Source organism: Caulobacter sp. 73W, assembly GCF_041021955.1.
Taxonomy (GTDB): Bacteria; Pseudomonadota; Alphaproteobacteria; order Caulobacterales; family Caulobacteraceae; genus Caulobacter.
This window is the reverse complement of record NZ_CP158375.1, coordinates 3282493-3301596: the sequence shown is the minus strand read 5'-3', so window position 1 is coordinate 3301596 and position 19104 is coordinate 3282493. Positions and strand designations below refer to the sequence as shown.

The window sequence follows — 19104 nt, the reverse complement described above, 5'->3', positions numbered from 1 at the left end:
CATGCGGCTGCTTCTCGTCCTCGCGGCGTGCGCGTCTCTAGCGGCCACCGCCGCCGGAGCTCAGAGCTGTGACTACAAACGCCCCTACGCCGCACCTCCCGGCTATGTGCCGACCTACTCCATTGCCACGGTCTACGCCGACGCTGGCGGAACCAACGTCCGGGGCTCAGCGACACTGATCGACAAGCAGCGCCGGCTGCTGATCACCGCGGCTCACGTTGTGAAGGACGGCAAGGCGTTCGTCAGGTTTCGGGGGCTTGCGGACGAAGTCTTCGAGGCGCAAGTCGTCATGCGGCTTCCCGACGCTATCGATGATGGCCAGGGAAGCGCCCTGGATACTCCCCGGGACATCGTTGTGCTTCGGGCGACGGCGCTGCCTCCGCTCGCCCATCCTCTGGACCTGCGAAGCATCGTGGACAGCGACGGCGAGGTGAACTTCTACGGCTTTCCCGCAGGCGTACAGAGCGCTCTGGTTGGTCGCGGCAAGGCGTCCACGATATCTGCAGATGGGAAGCCGGCAGCACGATGCGCACGCGCGTTGCGCGAAGCTACGCTGGGGGGCGACAGCGGCTCCGCCATGGTCAGCGAAAGCGCTTATGTCGTTGGCGTGACTTCGGTCGCCATCCAGCAGGGCGAACTCAATATTTTCATACCCACCGCGTGCTTCTTCGACGAGGTGATTGAGAGCCTCGGCGAAGACAAGGCTCAGGCGACATACGAGCTCTTCACGACGAAGTCGCAGGCGGTGATCCTCAACACCCTCGCGGCAAACCCTGCTGACTCTAAGGTCAGCAATCTTGATCTCTTCATTGCGGCGAGCCGACTGATTGAGGAGGGTCGCTGGCAGGATGTCCTGCGGTGCCCCATCGTCCCGATGGCCTTCCAGCGCGGCGTGCCGATCGATCTGTTTGCAAAGCGGGCGGCAGGTACGGCTCAGAAGGTCGCCATTGCCGACGCGCTTTCAGCTTCAGCTGCCCGGAACGCCGCGGACGCCCGCGTGGCCGGCGAAAATGTTGCGAAGCTGCGCGCGGCTTTGGAAATTTACGAGCCGGTGCTGCGCCCGCAACTTGAGAACATTACGGCGGCCAATGCCGCGCTTAAGCTCAGTACCGAGCAGATTGTGGCGCTCAAGTCGGCGGCCGACGCGGCAACGCTTCTGACGCTGCTTACTGAGGATAAGTCCACCTACGCAGACCTGACAAAGAAGGCGTCCCTCGTTTCGGCGGCGGCCACTCAGAACCCCCAGCTTCGCGGAGCAGCGTTGGCGACATTCGGCCAGGCGTCAGCAGATGACCCCGCGACGGCCTACAGCGCGTTTCAGGCTGCCCGGAAGGAGGGCTTTTCTCCTGAATGGGTCAGGCATCTCGAACAGGAAGCGGGCAGGAAGCTTACAGCCTCGGATAGGGCCGCGGCGGCGCCACTCGATATCAATGCGTCACTCAAGGCGCTTGCAGGCTCGCCCGACAGCCCATGAGGTTCGGGCGGCGAACTAAGTCCACAATCCGCAGTTCCTCACTTTCGGCCGCTCAAAACCTGCGCGCTTCAGTAGACTGCTAGGATCGCCGCCGATCGGGAACATCATGTGCCATTGCCTGCTAGAGCTGGGTTAGACCCAAAGTGCGCTCAATCTGCTTACGCATATTTTTCAGGCCTCTGATATCACTTGGTGATGTAGGCACAGTAATGGTGTCCAGACCGACAAAGCCCTCGCGTGGCTCAAGCCTCACATGTCGGTTTTTCGACTTCTCTTTGTACCCATGACGGCTCATTAGGTCTGTGACTTGGTCGGCAAGCCGTCCAGGCTCTTTGGTTGCTCGCTTCAAATCCTCCAATAATTCCGTCAGTCCCTCGGATCTTGGTAGGCGCGCGAACTGCTGCAATACGGCTTTGGATCTCGGATCGAGGCCATCTTGGTCGGCTCGATCGCAAATGACTGTCGCGGCGCAACGCAACCTGTCTTGAAGCTCGCCGGGATAAACCTCTGGGCCAAACTCGCTCGTGAGGCTGGTGAGAGCATCGTCGCCGTCGTCAAGCTGATCATGGAGACTGGCTTGCGCGAGTTGATCTTTTAGCTGCGAAATCTGATCCTTGAGCGCTGAAATCTCCCCGTCGTAGAGAGCCTCGGTCTCGGCCGGGCTGAGCCGGGCCCTGTCACGTTGACGTTGCTGGCGAAGCGCCTGCTCCTGCAGTTCAGTCCAGTCCCACCCATTCGACGGCATATGGGCGCGCAAAGCAGAAATGAAGTTGACGAGGATGTCGTGCAAAGGAACCTGCTGCCCCTTCCCAACATGGCGATAGAATTTACGACGCACGCCCCGCCCAGGCAGGATCACACCAATCGCACCGCCGTACACATTTCCGGCTTCGCATGCGTCACGAAGTCTGAATGAAAAACCTCGATCAGGTTCGACGACAACGTGTGCCACGCCGCCGAGTTGGTAAGCCAGTCGATCAATCTCGTCGCGGCTGATCGCCCATTGGCCCTCACCCGTCGCGGAAATGTAGACGGTCGGCAAGTAGTAGGTCGCCTCGCCAAGGGACACGGAGCTGGCAAGAGCAACCGCATCGTTATCCACACCAAGCCAATGGGGTTGATCACTGGTAGGGAGGCGACCGTCGTCAGCCCCCCAACCATCTTTGAGAACCGATTTCAGCAGGAATGGCTTGCGGGGCACGTCGAGACGAGCATCGGCCTTCTGAGCGATGCAATGGGTCCGAAGCCGTAAGAGATCTTGATCGGCTCCACCTTCTGCGCGGCGCAAGACTGCTTCTGTTCGCCACAAACGCCCCTCAATATCGGGAATGTCATGGCGCACACCCATCGCCACAACAGCACCTCCAGTCGATAAGACACGGAGGAAGAGCTGCTCGCCGTTCGCGTGCCGTAGGACAGGCTCGTCACCGTCTAGATCGCGCTCATGAGCCTCGTCCAAGACAATGCTCTTCTGATTGCCACGTAACCAGGCGACGACTTGCGCAACGAACGCGGCCTTAGTGACGCCACTCCTGACTGGAAACTCTGTTGCGAACGTGACCATCGCCCCCCCCCCGGACACCAATCATGTTCGAACAGGCTGACGTTAAGCTTCACTATTTTCAACTACCGCGCGCACCAGTGCGACCGCTCACCGCACCGAAAAGGCTGCGGCCCCCTTCTCCGCGCCTTAGGGCGGCGACAACGAGCTTGCCCGCCGACCTATGCTGAAAATCGCGTGCAACGGTAAGCGCGAGCATATTATAGGTTGATGAAGCTATACTATTCGCCCGTCCAATCTTGTCCTGCCTAGGCCTCGCCGTCCTTCAGTCCAATGCCTCAAGCTCCCGATAATTTTGGCTCGAAACCCTTCCGACCGAATGGTCTTATTATCGATGAATCGAATGTCGAAGCTTTCGCGCTTGGCAACAAGATTGCGCAAGGCGCGCTGGAATATTCTCGCCTTCTGCTGATCTCGGGCGGTCACGGCACTGGGAAGACCACGGTCCTCGCGATGATCGCGAACCAGTTTCGCACAGTGAATCCAGATGGGCGGCTGCTCCAGATACACGCGGGCAGGCTTATTCCGGATGTCGCGTTGAAACCGGACCTCGTAATCATTGACGAAGTCGAGCTTCTAAATTCCCGTCGCGAACTGATCGAACTCTTAGAGCTAGGAATTCGAGGTGATTTCCGCGTCGTGATGGCTAGCGCAGTTTCGCTAGAAACCCTTCAATTCCCTCCGAACATTGAAGCCCGCATCAAGGAGGTTCAACTCGATCCTTTCACCAGCAGGGCCGCAACCTCATACTTGGGTCAGCTTCTTGGAGCCGCCGGCAAACTGCGTGCCGACCTAGTATCCTATGTCATAGCGAACTTTGGCTCGACGCCTCGAAGCATTGAAACCGCCGCAATGCGCCTGAGAGCAATCACGAGCGATCCGAGCACACTGACAGCCTCGGATGCCCGCATAATACTAGGGGCGCCGGCCACGCTTCACAGTCCGCCAGATTCAGGAGGTGGTTCAGGACCACTATGCGCTATCGCGCACCGAATTTTTCAGCGGTGCACGTGGTGCTGTCGACGTGGCGATATGGCTGACGGACCACCTTACATCTCTGTCGATGCTCGATATCGGGCGACACTATCAGGTCAGTAAAGCAGAGGCGGCCAAAGCAATAGATGCCGTCGATCAATATCGTCTCAATGACACGAGCCTATCGCAAACACTCGATTCGTTGATCGAGCAGCTTGAGCTTGGGTTGCGGCTCCGCTCTCCTCGCCCTTCCAAGGTTCGGCAACCGAAAAATGCTCAGGACGCCGCAGCGGAGCTGCGACGCGTTGATCCTAGACGACTTCCCCGGCAGGCTGATCTCGCACCAAATTTTAGGACGACGGGCACGGGCCCTATTGATGTCGCGCGCGAGGCGCCTACCGATGCCACAGAAGAGCTCTCTGACGTCTATGTGGATCTGCGCGAAAAGGCTCTTGAGCTCCAAGATCACTGCCCCGCGCAAGCCAACGCCACGGCCAATTTGCTTCAGCGGCTGAGCAAGTTTGTTGACTTCTTGCCGCCAGATCTGATGGACCTCAAGCCAAGGCGGCTGTGGGCGCAAGGCAGCAGCCTTAGGGCCCTAAGAGACTCGGACATTCGGGCGCGCTCTTCGAGTGACCCGGATGTACCGCCGCTTCCTGGGCTGACTGCGGATTTGCTCAACGACCTCGTAAACCAGTTCAACGTCTTTGCTGCTGATCACCCGATACTCGCACAGCTTGATGCTCGGAGCGTCGGTCCACGAGATCGCGCTGATCTGCTGCACGAGCGCGAGGCCGGCGCTGCTCTCGTCACCGGAATTAGAGACAACCGAGCTATCACCACGCCACAGGCCGCCGAGCTCCTCGATGAGGCGAATGATCAATCCACGGCCGCTGTCCGTGGCAGCGAAAGAATTCACGATGAGCAGCGGCTTGCGCAGACCATTGAAACGCAACGTAACTTCGCCATCGCATTGCTCCTAAAGTCACTACGCGAGCTCAAGCCCAGGCTGAAGAGCATTGAGGAGGGCGCGCTAAGCCACATAGGCGCGGAGGGGCTGAGTTTCGCGTTCACCAATGCCGTACGGTTGTTTGAGACACAGATCGCGACCCTATTGTCTCGGGTGAATGGCGGGGAACTTGCGGCATACGTCATCCGCTTGATACGCCAAGTCATCGGCTAGGCTCTTCGATGATCTTCCTTTTGATTGTCCAGGAGCTCACCCTGACCTTATTCCGCTCTACCGGGGGGAGCGCTTCCGAACATCCTAACTGCGTCGCCCCGAGGTATTACCTTGCCGTTTGAGCAAGCCGTGGAGAGCACGCTCCTAGCTTTGGAGTCGAAGGCCCTTAAGCCCCGTCCCCACGTCTTCGTTCAGGCGACGGATTTTCCGCTAGGCCTGCTGGACCATCGGCAGTTTGAGCTGCTCGCCTATCATGTTCTTGATGCCGAAAAGTCGGAAACGACCGAATATGACCACGTTGCACTGCTCAATCCCGGCCCGGATAAGGGGCGCGATATCCTACTCTACTGCGGCGGCATTCAGGTTGGGCTGGTGCAGTGCAAGCGAGTGCAGCGCCGCGTCGGCATCACACAGCTGATAGGCGAGGCCGTAAAGGTCGCGCTTCATCTCATTCGTGATCCATCCTTGTTGCCCAATCCCAGCGGTTGTCGGTACGAGATTTGGTCCGCCGGAGGCTTCACCGAGGAAGCGCGAGCTTTTTTGGATGATCCAACGCGACGCAGGGAGTTTATCGCCCGCGACACATCCAAACTCGTTTCGATTATTCGCGCGAAGTACGCGAACTCTCGCGCCCGCTCCAAACGATCCGCGTCCCAACGATGAGGTCTCCCGCGTGGAGGCGCTGTTAGATGGCTTTGACTGGCGCCACGCCGACGAGCGGACTATCAGTCAGCGGATCGCAGACAAGCCAAGCGTCAAAAAGCAATTCTTCCGAAGTCCGGAGGACTCCCCTCGGCGCCCTAGCATCCAAGACGTCGACAACCTGCTCGCAGCCAGCCAGCAGTCTCTCATAGATCGTGCTCACCGTGCCGGTCAGCTAGGAGCAGCTCCCTTTCTGGAGCCGCTAGAACTCGTGGGGGAGTTTGAACGTTTCTTCGCCGCTGAAGCTCGCGCAATGCTGGTTGTCGGCGGGTCTGGGCATGGAAAGAGCACGTGGGCCGTTAGGCAAATTCAGGCCTCTCCTAGTGGAGCAAAGGTCCATCTAATTCCCGGAGCGAACATCCGCCCGGATCATACGGACTTAGTGGCGACGATTGCTTCAGATCTTCGGCAGAGGCCTCTCGGTGAGGTCAGCGGCCATGAGCTAGACCAAGCGGTATGGAATTGGCTCGATGCAGACAATCGGATCGTCATCGTAGATGGTCTGGACAGGGCGAGCCACGTCAGCCCCCACCATCTCGCACAATGGCTCCAGTCTTCACTCGAGAAGACCAGCACGATGCCACTTCGTCTCGTCGCCACCACGCGACCGGAGACGTGGCGCGCGATGCAAACCGAGTTGCTCAATCATTCCGACCGCCTCTTTCCGGAGACGGGCCCAGATGGGAATGTTCCGGGCTACTTCGCCCTCACGGCGCTGACCGACACTGACGCGGCTAAACTTCGAGAGGCTTACGGCCTGCCCCTAAAGGGTCGTAGTGACGAACGCTTGTTGACGCCATCGCTCATTCGTCAGTTCGCCAACCTTCGGGACGCGGTGGGTGCTTCCAGGGTAACCCGATACGCGATCTTCAAGGCATACGTGGAAGCAATGACCAATGAGGTCATAGCCAGTGAGCCGTCTAATCGTCCGAGCGTCGTTCATTTTCTGAACGAGCTGTCGCTTCAGCTGGCGCGGATCCCTGGAGGCGAGGTGCCGCTCTCGCGCCTGCCCTCTACCGACTTGAACATCGCGGGCCGCTTCACATCCGCTGGGCTGCTCACAATGGTCGGACCGGCCCTCCGTCCAGAGCCTGACGAGGCCATCGAGTATCTCATGGGCGGGGTGCTAAGACTAAGCGACGCCCTCGCCGAGTACCGGGCGGGCCGGAAAGACCCGCTCTTCATCGGCGGCATCGCCATGGCGACCGCTCACTTGGAAGAGAAGAACCCTGAAGCGGCCCGGCAAATTGTTAGAGACCTACTCGCTTCTAAACCTAAGGGGCTGCGGCCGGACTTTGAGATAGCCGCTCGGCTGCTGATGGAGCTGGCTGATCAGGATGCCGCCCTCGCTGAAATCCGCGGACTTGTGGACCTATGGGGCCAGTCCAACCTAGCTCTGGCCGCATCGAACCTGCCTGCCATGCTCGAAAGCCTACGTCTTCCCCTCGAGCAACGCGTTGAAGTCATCATGCGCCTTGCCTCGAATGAGGACGCTGATGATTGGCGGACGAAGTATTGGGCAAGTGACACGCCAGGGCGATGGGTGACGGCCTTCTGCACCCTGGCGACCAACCTAGCCCGCGAGTCCGGTGCCGATATTGTACCCCATTTGATGAAACGGATGACCGGTTCGGGTACTGCGGACGCCGTCGCCTTGGGGCTGACGATCGAAGCGGCCTCGGCCGATTCCGAGGCCGTGCTGGGCGCGGTCCTCGCGCATGGTGGCGCCGCCGAACGCCGCACATTCCGAACCCTATGCGCTCTTCACCCCCGCGCCGCGATCCGTGCGCTGCGCAGTCGCGCGAAGATTGGTCACCTGAGCGTCGATGCCGAGGCCGCCAAGCTGTGGAGCATCTTCGAACTGATTGATGGGCGCTCAGGCGACGTTGCTGATCAAGAAGTCTGGCGGGAGCTGGCAGCTTCCGCCGAGCGGCTCGCGGTCGCTGTGAAATCCCCGGCCCAACGCGCCGAAATGATCGTCTGCCAATTGCTCTCCCACGCTAGCGAAACGCACGCGCTGGAGCTACTCGCGATTAGCCAAGACCTTGACGAGCATCTCATTTGGACTGCGGTCAAGCTACTAGGCGAGGATTGCTGGCCTCTTCTAGATTTCATCCTTTGCGAAGCGGGGAGGCTTGGCCCGCACACCGGAACTCTCGGCCTCATGCCGCCGGACCGCCTTCATCCAGCAACTGAAGTTCGCTTCCTTGAGCGTCTTGAGACACAGCTTGATGAGATCGGTTCGTCCCTTGAGGAGGATGCATCCGCCGCCCTCGAGACCCTCCTCTACCAGTACGACCATCCAGATCTGCGGCGACTTCGAAAGCTCGCGCTACGCTTCGCGTCCTCTCGCAACCCGAACGCGCGGCAGTACATGATTTTTGCTGGGGGGTCCCCCGCTGTAATCACACGCTTTCCGCCCCCGCCCGAGCACCTTGCCCTACTCGAGGAAATCATGGCCGCACTTGTTGACGCGGAAGATGGCCAAACCCTCGGCCAACTGGTCTGGAAAATTGGCCAAAGCGCCGGGGAACGGCAAAATGCCGGCGAACAGTTGGCCACGTTGGAAAAACGTTTCGGAGCTGACGCGATCGTTCGAAATCAGATCGATTTCTTCGATGCCGAGGAGGCGCTTTTCCCCGACATCCCGTCAACGGATCCAACGGCGCCCTAGCCACCCATCACGGTGCCCACAAAGTCGATGAGCAGCCCCATCTACAATCCCAACAGGCCCGACTGGGCGGACATGTCAGACTATGTGCTGCACTTCTCCCGCGGTTCACAGGGCACGGAAGCATACTCCAACATAATGGCGATCCTGAGTTGGGGACGTATCGAAGCCAGAAACCCGTTTGGGGTTGGACGAGCACGAGCGCCCGCCGGCGCCAACCACAATATGGTTTGCCTGTCGGAGGTCCCGTTCGGCCAGTTGGGGCGGTTGGCTGCTCGGCGCCGATCGAATTTCGCGGTCGCCTTTCGTAAGTCGTTCCTTATTGAGCAGGGTGGCAATCCTATCCTTTACGGATACGCCGCCGGCCCACTAGCGGCTCCGATCAATCGCCTGATGGTGCAAGGCCAGGGCGATCCAACCCACCCTATTTGGCAGATCGTACCGTTCATCGATGCGCCAGGCGCAGGAGGCTCATACTTCTTCGAGTGGGAACGAGAATGGCGGAAGGTCGGACATCTCTCATTCCGTCCTGAAGACGTCGCCTTCCTCGTAATCCCTGAGGATAGCCACGATGCAGCACGGGCGTTTTTCCTCGATGCCGAAGAAGACCAAGTTGGACCGAATTACCGCTGCCCATTCATAGACGCCCAATGGAGTCGGGAACGGGTTACGCAGGTTCTAGCTCAATCTGCCAGCGTCCCCCTCCCTTGAACTTGAGAGTTTGATGCGGACTCTCCGCCTATCAGCGGTTGAATGGCAGTGCGCGTCAATTGGTACTCCGCGCGACGCCCACACTGGGAGTAAGCCAGAAGATGCCGATGACGGCGCTTAGAACCTGCTCGTCAGGATTGCGGCCCCCAAGATGTTCCCATTTTGTTTCGCACTCGGAAGCGCTAGGGTCGGGCGTATCAAGACACGCGGCGGTTACGCAGGACGCTCGCCCTTGCCTTGCCAAGCTTGCCGGACTGCTGGAGACTCGCTGAACGATGAAGTCCGATCTCGACCACCTTCCTGAGCGCCAGCAGGCCGAGCTCGAGCGTATCCGCACCACCCTGCTCACCGAGTTCGAGGTCGCGCTGAAGTCGGGCGCCGGCGGCACCTCGCCGTGGCGCAAGAGCGGCAAGGTCCTGAAGATCGTCCTCTTTGGCAGCTACGCTCGCAATGACTGGGTCGACGAACCGGACAACGGCTACCTGTCGGATTTCGACCTGCTCGTGGTGGCCAGCCATCCAAAGCTGACCGACATCGCCGACTACTGGTACGTGGCCGAGGACAAGATCCTCCACGATCCGATGATCGGCCGGACCGTGAACATCATCGTCCACACCATGGACGAGGTGAACCAGGGCCTGCTCAAAGGCGAGTACTTCTGGACCGACATCATCCGCGACGGGGTGATGCTCTACGACCTCCCGGGCCACCCCTTCACTGCGCCGCGCCCGATGACGGCGGCGGATGCCCATGAGGCGGCCAAACGGTACTTTGAACACTGGCAACCGAAAGTCGGAGAGTCCCTCGAGATCGCTGAGTTCTGCATTGCTCGCGGTAATCGCCAAGATGCCGCTTACAACCTTCACCAGGCTGTGGAGCGCGCCTACATCTGCTTCTTGTTGGTCCACACCTTCTACTTCCCCCGCTCCCACAACATCAAATTCCTCCGCTCACTGGCCGAGGATGCCGACAAGCGCCTCGCGGCGGCCTGGCCGCGCGAGGCGCGCGACGACCGCCGCCGGTTCGAGCACCTGAAACGGGCCTATGTGGAGGCCCGATACAGCGAGCAGTATGACGTGACGGCCAAGGATCTAGCGTCGCTGAAGGCGTCAGCTGAGCGGCTGCGAGAATTGGTGGAGCGGGTCTGCTTGGAAAGGATATCTACGTTACGGCCGTAGAGGCGGAAATGCCCATCTAGGATAGCGGCAGCGGGAGATTCAGCGTGCTGAGCGGTCTATTTGGAAAGTTCAAGCGCCCCGCAGAGGCAGCGCGGATGCCATTTGAGGCGATGGACGGGTTGCCCGAGCCACTCATGGCCGCCATCGCCGAGAGCTGGGATCAAATCGAGAAGGGATCATCGAGAGTTGATGCTCCGCTCGAGCTCGATGCACGCACCACCGAGATCATCGCTGCCCATTTCGGTCTGGAGCGTGAAATGGAACTAGCCTTCGAGCGATTGGTGGTCCGACCGAAAGAGCTCGGACGCCTAGGGTTTGGCCACAAGGTTTCTGTGTTGAAGGCCCTTCTTGACTGTCCGATAATGGATCGCGTGACAGGTCAATTGCTGGCCTTCAACGAACTGCGCAACGCCGCTGCTCACCCGAAGAATCCCGACCTAGCCCCGCACATCAGAAAGTTGCGCGGCTTGTTAAGAGGTTCAGGAATTCCGCGTTCCAGCGAAGTCTCTGTCTCCAGTTACGCGGCGGTGATCACCTCGGGTCTACAAACGTCGCTCGCGCTAGCGACGGTCCGGCGAGCCTTCGGCGACATGGCGAAGACCCATTCCTAAGCTGAGCCTCCGAGAGTTCGGCTAAGTTTCGTTCCAATGTCAAAAAAAACGCGACGAGCGCCTTAGGGCACCGCGCTTTCTCGCACGTCTAATCGATCGCAGCGGTATGGCCGCCCCGTTGGTCACCGAAACGACATCGATATCACTTGTTGCGGCAAGCCGTTTGGGCCTAGACGCCGGACATGGTCAGGTCGCCCCGGCCTAATCCGCTGCTCAGAAGGACAGCAGGACAGGTAAGAAGGTTGGAAGATTACTGGATGGGCACGAACGGCCTCGGCACTTCGGACAACGCGAGAACGGTTGAGATTCTCGACCGACGGATCGCGGCGCACCGATCAGTCTTACAGCTATCCGATGGCGGTCAAATCGAGGTTCGGCGCTTCTTTCCAGCTGGAAAAGGGGATCGTCTGAGGATTTCCAACACGGGAATAGACGTATTTCTGCGCCACGATGGCTGCTGGCTTCCTCTAGAGCCAGCTTGGCGATGGTCCGCCACGCTCCCGCTTGGCGTTGAAAAGATCAATCTCACCTTCAAGGAGATCGAAACCCCCGAGGAAATGGCGCAGTTCGAAAGCCTGCGGCGCTTCCACTATCGCGGCGGAGGCGGCGCGGGCCGCACAGTCCCAATTTTGGCAAGCGGAGATCTATGGGACCTCCCCTCCGTACTGGGGTTCATCGAGGTGTCGTCGAGCATGATCGCCAATACCGCTCGCAAGAAGTTCTTCAGCACGCCCTATCGCGAACCGAATGGCCTGCACTGGCAGGAGTGGGATACGGCGACCTCAAAACGATACTCAAGCGCGATATCGCGGATTTCCCGGTTTGTGATCCACCCGGAAATTCGCGGCTTGGGCATTGCGAAGCATTTCATGGAGGCGGCGCGAGAGTACTCACGCGACCGCTGGCACTACGGGGGCATGCGGCCGCGGTTTCTTGAGATCACGGCTGACATGCTGAAGTACTACAAATTCGTCGATCAAGCCTTCGCCTTCATGGGCGAGACTGAAGGAAACGAACACCGCGTCGCCAAGGACATGACGTACTTAGTCAAGAAGGCGAAGAACCTCGAAGACGGCATGCCCCAGGGCGGCGGCGGGATCATGACGCTTCAGCGCGGCTACGCCTCCCAGCTGATGCGATACCTCGAAAAGAACGAGAGGCCGCTTCCGGAAGTTGTCGCGTCTTTGCGGAACGACCCCTCGATGCTTGATCAGGATGCGTGGGAATCGCTTCACCGGTTGAATCGACGCCCCAAGCCCTCGTATGTCTCCGGACTTAGCGAAAGCGCCGCCGAGTATGTCGACCGTCGCCGCAGAAGTCATGTCCCCCAAAGCTATCTTCGACAAAACGATGACGCCAAAGTCCTACGCGCTGAACGATGTCTCGATCGCTGCAAGTGCTAAAATCTCACAATCCTCTGAAGCCCGACACCTTCAGGATGCATTTGGCTTTGTCGGCGCGGACGTTTCTTCCGAATTGGTGCGCGACCTCTCGTTCCAACTGACCAGCGGCAAGCTAACCCTCATCTGCGGAGCCAGCGGCTCGGGTAAGAGCCTTCTTCTGCGTGCCTGCGCTGATCTTTTGAAAGGCAACGAACGAGGTGTAAGAACCGACGGCTCGTTGATTGATATCCGGGGAAGCGTAGATACCTCTGCGGTAGTTGCGGAGCTGCCCGCGTTGGCGCCCGACAAAACGCCGCTAGAACTGAAGGGCCGGGTGCCGCTCGACCAATTCCTCAACGTCACAGCGAAGTGCGGCTTGGCGGAGCCACAGCTCTTTGTCAGACCCCTGTCCAGCCTCAGCTCAGGTCAGCAATATCGCCTCCAGGTCGCCTTGGCTTTCCTCGAAAGGCCGGACGTGGTGGTTATTGATAACTTCTGCGAACCTCTGGATCGATTCACTGCCCTGGCGGTCATTCGGGGGATCAAGCAACTAGCGTCGGAGCTAGGGGTGGCGGTGCTTGCCGCGACCGCATCTTATGATCGACTAAGTAAACTTCCAGGCATAGATCAAGCGGTACTTCTGCGACGCGGCGACAGACCGATTGTGACGGAGCATATTGGGCCCGATGACCTACAAGAAGGTTTTCTCCTCGAGCCGCTACCAAGCGAAGGGGCAAAATAGCTTCGCGATCGATCCCCGCCAGAAGCGGCTTACGATCGGAGCGCGAACGCCCACGCCCAGCAAATCCGCCTATATCGGCAAGGTGGTGGAGCAGGGAAAGGTCTCCAACATCCTCGACTACGAGGTGCATTGCGACGTTTCTTTTCCACACGTCATCGGCATCTTTGGAAGCCGGGGGAGCGGAAAAAGTTTCGATCTCGGCGTGTTCCTCGAAGGAATTTTCGATCACGCTGATGGTACGCCTATTCGCGATGCCGGCATCGTGTTTGATATCCAAGATCAGTTTTGGACCTTGGCGTTCGAGCCGCAGACGACAATCCGCGGTGACGCCCAACAACTGAGCGAACTGACCGCATGGGGCCTAACGCCATCTTCGACAACCGGCCTGCGCGTTTTGGTCCCCGCCGGGAGCGACACTCCGGTTCCCCAGGCTCAGCCATTTCGGCTTTCCCCCTCCCAATTGTCGGCGGCCGATTGGTTAGCGATCCTCGAACTGGATAGATTCAGTGCGATGGGACAGGCTCTACTGGGCCTCATCGAAGCAGAGGGCGCACAGACCCCCTCGGAGCTCGTACAGCTCGTCGACAGTTCTCCTTCCTTGGCAAATTTTCAGCAGGGCACAGTGGACGGCCTTCGCTGGAGATTGGACAGTCTCGCCAAAGCTGAGATTATCGGCTCCGCAGGCCTTGTTATCGATGAGCTTTTGGCTCCCGGCGCCCTATCCATCGTCCTGATGCGAAACTTGCCCGAGTCCGTTCGAGGCCTCGTGGTAGGTGTGATTAGTCGGCTGGTCGCGGACCGCATGGGGCGTGCCCAACAGCTGCGCAAAGTTGCCATGAGGACCGGAAACGCAGCGGACGACTCCGCCGACCTTGCAACTCGTCTTTGGATGGTGCTCGACGAAGCGCATGTGCTGGTGCCGTCCGACGGCTCCACGGCTGCTACGGCGCCACTTATCGACTACGTGAAAAGAGGCCGTGACGCCGGGCTATCCCTCATTTTCGCCACTCAACAGCCCTCCGCCGTTGACACGAAGCTGATGAGCCAAGTCGACCTGACGATTACCCACACGCTGGGGTTCGAAGCGGATCTGAATGCCGCTGTCGCCAGGATGCCGACGCGAACCACAGTTGAGTATGACGTGGACAACCAACGCGCAAGCTACCTGACCGATGTGCTGCGAAGCCTTTCACCGGGCGAAGCGATCGTCGCGGACGGAAGTAGCGGTCGCGTATTCATTGCCAAGATCCGCCCCCGTAGAAGCGCTCATGGCGGCGTGAGTCCACAGTGATGCTAAGCACCTCGCGTGACGAAGCCGAGCGCCTTTTGGCGAAGTCGTTGTCGCGCCACATTGGTTATACGAGCGGCGCCTCCGGCCTGGATCGCATTTTCTCCACCCTAGACGCTTTCCGTGATCGGACGTCCGCGTACCAGAGTGAGTTGGTCGCATTTCTGCAGGAAGCTCGCGATCTTGAACAGTCGGAGCCGCTTTCCCCGAAGTATGCCGCTGACGTACTAAGCTTCGCGACGTCAATGGGCCTACTTGACGTCGTGTCAGCGAGAGACGCGAAAATTCCGAGATACGCGGCCAGTGAAATCGGCCGCTCGCTCCTTGGAGCCGCCGCGATTGGTGATGCTGGATTCTACAATTACTACTCCACGCAGATCGTTCTGCGCTCTGACGCCGACTACATCATACCCATACTTAGATTTCTCGAAAATCCACTCGATATCGGGCTACAGCCATACTTCATAGACTATCAAACATCTCTACGAGAGCGCCGCTTAAGCTGGCTGAATCAGGTTATGCCGGAGCGCATACTGCTCGAACGCATTACCGATCAGCTGACTTGGGTAAAAAAGTCAAAATCAGCGAATGCACTTCTCGACGTCGAAATTCCCACCGCTAACACTGCTAGGCACCACGCCACCCCTCGACAGGGATGGGTGATGCAGCTTGGTATGGTCGATCGACAAACTCGACAACTAACGCCATTTGGGGAAGATGTTTTACGTAGCCTCGACCCTGAGCACTGCTACTTTTGGATATCGCCTCCGGCAGACGCACTGCAGTCGCTTCGCCTGAGCCCAATTCCGCCAGGCCAAGCGGAAGACGAGATCCGCTTCACAACAGGGAAACTCCCGCCTTCGGACTCTGAGATCGCCCGGTTGGTTTCGGATTTGTCGTCGGTCATGCGGAGAGGCTTCCCCGCAGCGAAGCTGATCCATGCTCCGCAAGCTTCACTACAACTGCCGATAGAGTATATCTTCTACCGATCATACGCGGATAAGCGTGACTATCGATGGGAGGATATCCTGGACGCGCTGTTCTCAGATTTCAAAGGCACGTTTGAGCGCTTCTCCGCGCGCAAAGGCAAGATCGGTTTCTACCGTGTGGTGGGCTCCTGATGGGCACGCAAGGGCGTATCGTCTTCCAGGAGCTACACCATACCCGCTCATTCAAAGGTCAATTCGTAGCCGCCCTAACAGAGCCGATCTCCAGTGTCACAATCTGCTCCCCATTTTTCGACCACCTGCCCGCCCCGTTCAAAGATGTCATCGGCTTTTGCAACTTCATGCAGAAGCGCGGAGCCCAGAAGATTCAAATAATTACAAGACCGCCAGGGAGTGACCGACAAGCAATGACACTCGAAGTGGCAAAAATTTTGGCCGCCCAAGGCGTTGAAATATTCATTCGCGCCAATCCGTATCTACATGCCAAGATGTATCATTTTGAGTACGAGCGCGGGCACTTTCGGAGCTTTGTGGGCTCTGCAAACTTTACGCTCGGTGGCTTTGAACGAAATCAAGAACTCGTAGCCGAGATGCAGGGCGTCGGCGACGACACCGCGTGCCACCGCGAACTGGACCGCATGCGATCAATGAATGGGGCGATGCCATTTAATACTTGGCTCGCGAACGGAACGCCCACTGGCGATGAAGGACACGTCTGATGCTCCAACAATACTCCTTGAGGGAAGATCCCTTTCCGATCGTGCCGGACGGCAAGGTTTACAACTGGGCCGGGCGAGCCGAGCTTCAGGAAGACCTGATTGATCTCGTCAAAGGCGTAAGAGCGCGCGACATTGGCGTGTCCGAGTTCGTGATCCTTCACGGCGAGCTCGGCGCCGGCAAGAGCCACGCACTACGCTTCCTCAAAACCTTCGTTGACGACGAAACAGAAAAACCTGCCGGTGAATTTCGCTCTCTAGCGATCTACATCGAGCGACCGCGCGTGGCGGCAAAGCTCAATTTCCTTGAGCTGTACAAATACATAATAAAGACGATCGGGAAGGAACGGATAGCCGATTACTGCAAGGCTATTGCTCAGATCCTGAATGATCGCGCGATTGAAATTCGGGAAGAAAGCAAATTAACCGACGTGAAGGATCTTTCATCCTTCCACGAGAAAGCGATTCAAGATTTCCGGCCCAATGATAAGGCGATGGTTGTTCTGCTAGCAAAGGGGTCTGACAACTCCGACAAAGTCTATAGCTTTTTTACTGGGGACACCCCCTGCGAAGAGTACGGCGGAAAAGTTGATTCTGATTTTGTCGCGGCCAAGGTTTTGGGCGATCTCTTCCGGGTTCTCACCACCGACTCAAAGCCCGGGTCACAAATTCTAGAGTCCGTTTACCTTTTCATCGACGAGTGCGAGATGCTCGTTGAGTCGAAGGCAACGGAAACCGAGCTCGTCTTTTCTGGCCTTCGTGAGCTCATCAATGGCCTCCCCTATCGCTTCGGCCTCATCCTCAGCTTCTCGGTCGGTACAGCGTTGATCGAAGCAATCATGAACACTCACCTACTAAAGCGACTCACACGCCAATACATTGAAATTCCAACGCTGAGCGACGACGACGCGGTTGAGTTTCTACGCGCACAGATCAAAGATTATAGATTACCTGATGCCCACGGCGTCGGCGACTTCTACCCATTCACCGAGGACTCTATCCGCTACATAGTGACCCACGCCAACGCCATGACTCCGCGAAATCTATTTATTGACTGCAAGCGAGTGCTTGAGCGCGCATTACGGAAGTACAACTTGGAACCTGGCCAAGCTATCACGCTCGATATCGCGCAGAGCATTTTGACCGCGTTGCGCTAAGTCGAGCCGGCCGCTCCAGATCAGTTGCGCCGTACGCAAGTTCCAATAAACTCAAGCCTGCGTCGCGTAGCGACGCCGAGGCGTGAGAACCTCGCTCGGTATCAGCGGAACGCCCTGACCGGCGTGGCCGGCGCGCATGTCCAGGTCCTCGCGGGCTAAAGGCGTCGGCGCATGTCACCTTGCATGTTCTCAACACCCGGTCTTCGGGCCGCCTCGGAACATGGAGGCGGTCATGGCGTACGAACCCGCGACGGCGGCGAACGAGTCCGAACACACTCCCGAGACGCTATTTCTCGAACACCAGATGTGGCTGCGAGCGGTGCTGCGGCGTCGATATGGCCCGGACGCCGCCGACGATCTGGTTCAAGAGACCTATCTGCGACTGGCGCCCTACCAGCCCAGCCGACCGATCGTCCGGCCACGGGCGCTGCTGCTGCGGATCGCCGTCAATCTCGCCCATGATCAGCACCGCCGCGCGGCCCGCGCGGCGCTCATCCCCGCGCCAGTCGAGTATCAGGCGTCCGTGGCCGCGCCTCAGGCCTCGGCTCTGGTTCTCAAACAGGTCATTCTCGGCTTGCCGCCAAAGTTGCGGGATGTCTTCATACTCAACCAGGTTCGCGGTTTGAGTCATAAGGAGACCGCTGAACTGCTGGGCATCTCGCCCAAGACGGTGGAATGGCGGCTGCGCAAGGCCCTAGCCGTATGTGCGGCGGCCATGCGTGAGTGATGGGTGAGCTGGATGAGCGATCCGAAAGGTGAGACCCGCGCCGAAAAGGAAGCGGCCGCCTGGTTCACGCGCCTATCCGCGCCCAAGGTGCGTAACCGCGACCTCGACGCCTTCTATCGATGGCGCAGGCTTCCGCAGAACGCCGCGGCCTATTCGCGCGTGGAAGGCGTTTTCACCACGGTTCAGGATCTGGCGGGCGATCCGGACATCGACGCGGCCGCCATCGAGGCCCTCAATCGCCATGCGCAGTCACGCCATCGCCGCCCTGTTTGGCGCGATCCGCGCGCGGTCACCGCGGGGATCATGGTGACGGCCGTCGCGCTGGCGGCGGTAATCGTCACGACCAGCCTAGGCCGGACCTATGAGACCGAAGTCGGCGAACGCAGGATCATCCGTCTTTCAGACGGCAGCACGCTTCAACTGAACACCGACAGCCGCGTGCGCGTGCGGCTCGGCAAGGCGCGTCGCCTGATCGACCTGGAACGCGGCCAAGCCTTCTTCGACGTGGCGCACGATCCCTCGCGCCCTTTCACCGTCGATGCCGGCGGCGTCGATGTGACCGCGCTCGGGACCAAGTTCGATGTACGGCGCGACGCAAACGGGGCCTACGTGACCTTGGTGCAAGGACGGGTTGTGGTCCGCCGCGAGGCGGATCACTACGACGCCATCACCCTTGATCCTGGCCAGGGCGCGACGGCCGAGCAGAACGGACCGCCGCGCCTCCTCGCCACCGACGTTCAGGCGGCCACCAGTTGGACCCAGGGTCGCCTGGTGTTCCACGACACCCCGCTCTTCGCCGCCGTGGCGGAGGTCAACCGCTACAGCGATCGCAAGCTGACCCTGGGCGATGGTGTGGATCCTCAAGCCCGCATCAACGGCGTCTTCGACGCCGGGGACGTGGCGGCCTTCGCGACCGCCGCCGCCGACGTCCTCGAGGTATCCGCTCGGCCGACGCCCCATGGCCTTGAGCTTCGGGCCACGCGCTGAGCTGAAAATTTGTTCGTACCCGCGTTAGGGCATCTGGCTTCGCCAAACGTCACTTCCCCACCAGCTCCGAACGCCGACGCGCAAGTTCGGCG

The 19104-nt window shown here is 59.2% G+C and carries 16 protein-coding genes; 15 read left to right on the top strand and 1 reads right to left on the bottom strand.

The window, feature by feature from the left end:
• Window position 1: 1 nt before the first annotated feature.
• Complete coding sequence (locus ABOZ73_RS15735; protein ID WP_369059066.1) at window positions 2-1474, top strand: serine protease; 1473 nt, start codon at window positions 2-4, stop codon at window positions 1472-1474.
• A 121-nt stretch (window positions 1475-1595) separates the two neighbouring features.
• On the opposite strand, the gene ABOZ73_RS15730 is transcribed toward ABOZ73_RS15735, so the two are convergent.
• Window positions 1596-3038 carry a hypothetical protein gene (locus ABOZ73_RS15730; RefSeq protein WP_369059065.1) on the bottom strand — a complete coding sequence of 481 codons (1443 nt, stop codon included), beginning with the start codon at window positions 3036-3038 and terminating at the stop codon, window positions 1596-1598.
• A gap of 955 nt (window positions 3039-3993) precedes the next feature.
• Between ABOZ73_RS15730 and ABOZ73_RS15725 the strand changes: the two genes are divergently transcribed.
• From ABOZ73_RS15725 to ABOZ73_RS15660, 14 genes are all read left to right on the top strand, one after another.
• On the top strand, window positions 3994-5193 hold the full coding sequence (locus tag ABOZ73_RS15725; protein ID WP_369059064.1) for a hypothetical protein: 1200 nt from the start codon (window positions 3994-3996) through the stop codon (window positions 5191-5193).
• 129 nt (window positions 5194-5322) lie between these two features.
• Window positions 5323-5856: a hypothetical protein gene (locus ABOZ73_RS15720; RefSeq protein ID WP_369059063.1), complete on the top strand. Its 534-nt coding sequence runs from the start codon at window positions 5323-5325 to the stop codon at window positions 5854-5856.
• Between the two features lie 616 nt (window positions 5857-6472).
• Window positions 6473-8569 carry a hypothetical protein gene (locus ABOZ73_RS15715; RefSeq protein ID WP_369059062.1) on the top strand — a complete coding sequence of 699 codons (2097 nt, stop codon included), beginning with the start codon at window positions 6473-6475 and terminating at the stop codon, window positions 8567-8569.
• A gap of 27 nt (window positions 8570-8596) precedes the next feature.
• Entirely contained in the window at window positions 8597-9277 is a 681-nt protein-coding gene (locus tag ABOZ73_RS15710) for a hypothetical protein (RefSeq protein ID WP_369059061.1), read from the top strand.
• 275 nt (window positions 9278-9552) lie between these two features.
• Window positions 9553-10455, top strand: a complete 903-nt coding sequence (locus ABOZ73_RS15705; protein WP_369059060.1) for a HEPN domain-containing protein — start codon at window positions 9553-9555, stop codon at window positions 10453-10455.
• A 134-nt stretch (window positions 10456-10589) separates the two neighbouring features.
• Window positions 10590-11066: a hypothetical protein gene (locus ABOZ73_RS15700; protein ID WP_369059059.1), complete on the top strand. Its 477-nt coding sequence runs from the start codon at window positions 10590-10592 to the stop codon at window positions 11064-11066.
• Between the two features lie 257 nt (window positions 11067-11323).
• A complete protein-coding gene (locus tag ABOZ73_RS15695) occupies window positions 11324-12469 on the top strand; it encodes a hypothetical protein (protein ID WP_369059058.1) in 1146 nt (381 codons plus the stop codon).
• On the top strand, window positions 12417-13190 hold the full coding sequence (locus ABOZ73_RS15690) for an ATP-binding cassette domain-containing protein (protein WP_369059057.1): 774 nt from the start codon (window positions 12417-12419) through the stop codon (window positions 13188-13190). The genes ABOZ73_RS15695 and ABOZ73_RS15690 overlap by 53 nt, the downstream gene beginning before the upstream one ends.
• A complete protein-coding gene (locus tag ABOZ73_RS15685; RefSeq protein WP_369059056.1) occupies window positions 13135-14481 on the top strand; it encodes an ATP-binding protein in 1347 nt (448 codons plus the stop codon). The genes ABOZ73_RS15690 and ABOZ73_RS15685 overlap by 56 nt, the downstream gene beginning before the upstream one ends.
• Window positions 14481-15599: a hypothetical protein gene (locus ABOZ73_RS15680; RefSeq protein WP_369059055.1), complete on the top strand. Its 1119-nt coding sequence runs from the start codon at window positions 14481-14483 to the stop codon at window positions 15597-15599. The genes ABOZ73_RS15685 and ABOZ73_RS15680 overlap by 1 nt, the downstream gene beginning before the upstream one ends.
• Complete coding sequence (locus ABOZ73_RS15675) at window positions 15599-16144, top strand: phospholipase D family protein (RefSeq protein ID WP_369059054.1); 546 nt, start codon at window positions 15599-15601, stop codon at window positions 16142-16144. The genes ABOZ73_RS15680 and ABOZ73_RS15675 overlap by 1 nt, the downstream gene beginning before the upstream one ends.
• Window positions 16144-17298 carry a hypothetical protein gene (locus ABOZ73_RS15670; protein ID WP_369059053.1) on the top strand — a complete coding sequence of 385 codons (1155 nt, stop codon included), beginning with the start codon at window positions 16144-16146 and terminating at the stop codon, window positions 17296-17298. The genes ABOZ73_RS15675 and ABOZ73_RS15670 overlap by 1 nt, the downstream gene beginning before the upstream one ends.
• 232 nt (window positions 17299-17530) lie before the next feature.
• Complete coding sequence (locus ABOZ73_RS15665; RefSeq protein WP_369059052.1) at window positions 17531-18025, top strand: RNA polymerase sigma factor; 495 nt, start codon at window positions 17531-17533, stop codon at window positions 18023-18025.
• A 12-nt stretch (window positions 18026-18037) separates the two neighbouring features.
• A complete protein-coding gene (locus ABOZ73_RS15660; protein WP_369059051.1) occupies window positions 18038-19012 on the top strand; it encodes a FecR domain-containing protein in 975 nt (324 codons plus the stop codon).
• Window positions 19013-19104 lie beyond the last annotated feature (92 nt).